Source organism: Mesorhizobium sp. M7A.F.Ca.US.002.01.1.1, assembly GCF_004022955.1.
In the GTDB taxonomy this organism is placed as follows: Bacteria; Pseudomonadota; Alphaproteobacteria; order Rhizobiales; family Rhizobiaceae; genus Mesorhizobium; species Mesorhizobium ciceri.
Genome location: NZ_RZQE01000705.1, coordinates 1 through 2,270, shown reverse-complemented (window position 1 = coordinate 2,270; position 2,270 = coordinate 1). Strand labels below are relative to the sequence as shown.

The 2,270-nt window shown below is 63.6% G+C and carries 2 protein-coding genes; both read left to right on the top strand.

Translation table 11 applies throughout. The annotated features are described in order from the left end of the window. Positions 1-760, top strand: a 760-nt coding sequence (locus tag EN932_RS34370; protein ID WP_164890789.1) for an AEC family transporter, incomplete at its 5' end; no start/stop codon positions are given. A 190-nt stretch (positions 761-950) separates the two neighbouring features. Further along, on the top strand, positions 951-2,270 hold a 1,320-nt coding region (locus tag EN932_RS34365), incomplete at its 3' end, for an NAD-dependent succinate-semialdehyde dehydrogenase (RefSeq protein WP_164890788.1).

Below are 2,270 nucleotides of genomic sequence, written 5' to 3'. Positions count from 1 at the left end.
GCTGTGGGGCGCTTACTTCACGGCGGTTGCAATGACATGGGCTGCCGGCCATCTGGTGACGACGCGGATCTTCGGGCGGGACGCACGCGCAGGCATCGTCGGTGGAGTGTCGTCGTCCTTCTCGAATGTAGTGCTGCTGGGCATTCCCTTCGTTCTCGGCGTATTCGGGTCCAGGGGATTCGAAGTGCTGTCGCTGCTCGTTTCCGTGCATCTGCCGACCATGATGATGGCTTCGATCATCATGTTCGAGATATTTGGCCGCGGTGGCAGTGAGCCCGTACACCCGCTGCGCATCGTCCAGAGCTTTCTGAGAAGACTGTTCACCAATCCCCTGATCATCGGTATCCTGGCCGGGCTGGCTTGGCGCCTAACCGGCGCGCCGCTGCCGAACCTTGCCACGCGGCTGGTCGATACGCTGGCTGACACTGCCGGGCCAGTGGCGCTGTTCGCCATGGGGCTCAGCCTGCGCCGTTTCGGCATATCGGGCAATGTCCGGCCGGCGTTGGCGCTTTCGGTGCTGAAGCTGTTCCTGATGCCGGCGCTGGTGCTGGTCTTCGTCTGGTTGCTCGGCATGCCGCCCTTGACGGCCAAGGTGGCGGTGATGGTGGCCGCGATGCCATCCGGCGTCAATTCCTATCTGATCGCGGTGCAGTTCAACACCGGCCAGGCGTTAGCGTCGAACCAGATGACCCTCGCCACGGCCTGCGCCGCCGTCACCACCGCGTTCTGGCTGACTGTTGTCTTGTACGTTTTCGGGTAAGGCATCGGTGTAAGCACGTCAGCCTGCTCTCGTCTCGCTCTGGCCCAAGCCCTATATGCCATCTTGCGATTGCTTGCGTGCCTTGCCCTCGGTAAAGAGCAGTGGCTCCGGCGTGCCGGCCTCAGTCCATGGCGCACGCGCACCGAAGATTTCACAGACCCGCCCGTCAGGGCGCCGAACGGAGGATAGCATGCTTCAGAAAACCAGCCATTTCATGCGGCAGGCCAATCTCATCAATGGCGAATGGGTGCAGGCCGACAGCGGCCAGACGGTCGACGTCAACAACCCTGCCACCGGTCTCAAGATCGGCACCGTGCCGAAGTCGGGCAAGGCCGAGACCCGCCGCGCCATCGAAGCCGCCGCGGAAGCTTTCAAGACCTGGCGCAAGACGACCGCGCTCGAGCGCTCGAAGCTGCTGCGCAAGCTGCACGACGCGATGATGGACAATCAGGACGTACTGGCCGAACTGCTGACCATCGAGCAGGGCAAGTCGCTGTTCGAATCGAAGGGGGAGATCGGCTCGGCCGCGTCCTACATATTGTGGTTCGCCGAGGAAGGTCGCCGCACCTATGGCGACGTCGTGCCGTCGCCATGGGCGGACCGCCGCATCCTGGTGACCAAGGAGCCGGTTGGCGTCATCGCCGCCATCACGCCGTGGAATTTTCCGTCCTCGATGCTGGCCCGCAAGCTCGGCCCGGCGCTCGCCGCCGGCTGCACCGCCGTGGTCAAGCCTGCGTCGCAGACGCCGTATTCGGGTCTCGCCTGGGGCGCGCTCGCAGAGGAAGTCGGTTTCCCCAAGGGCGTCGTCAACATCCTGACCGGTTCGGCCAGCGAGATCGGCGACGAGATCTGCGCCAATCCGCTGGTGTCGAAGATCACTTTCACCGGCTCGACCGAGGTCGGCAAGCTTCTCATCCAGAAGTCGTCGGTCACCGTCAAGAAGGTGTCGATGGAACTCGGCGGCAACGCGCCGTTCATCGTTTTCGACGACGCCGACCTCGAGCGTGCCGTCGCCGGCGCCATCACCGCCAAGTACCGCAATTCCGGCCAGACCTGCGTTTGCACCAACCGCTTCCTTGTCCAGGCAGGTGTCTATGACAAGTTCGTCGAGAAGCTCGCTGCCGCCAGCAACGCGCTGAAGGTCGGCTCCGGCCTCGAGGACGGCGTGCAGCAGGGGCCGCTGATCGACGAGAAGGCGGTCGAGAAGGTCGAGGAACTGATCGCCGACGCCACATCAAAGGGCGGCAAGATCGTTGCCGGCGGCAAGCGCCATGCGCTCGGCGGTTCGTTCTTCCAGCCGACGGTCATCGCCAACGCGACACCCAAGATGCGCTTCATGAAGGAAGAGATCTTTGGCCCGGTCGCACCGGTGTTCAAGTTCGAGACCGAAGAGGAAGCCGTCGCCCTCGCCAACGACACCGAATTCGGCCTTGCCTGCTACTTCTACACCGGTGACCTCGGCCGCGCCTTCCGAGTGATGGAAGGGCTGAAATACGGCATGGTCGGGGTC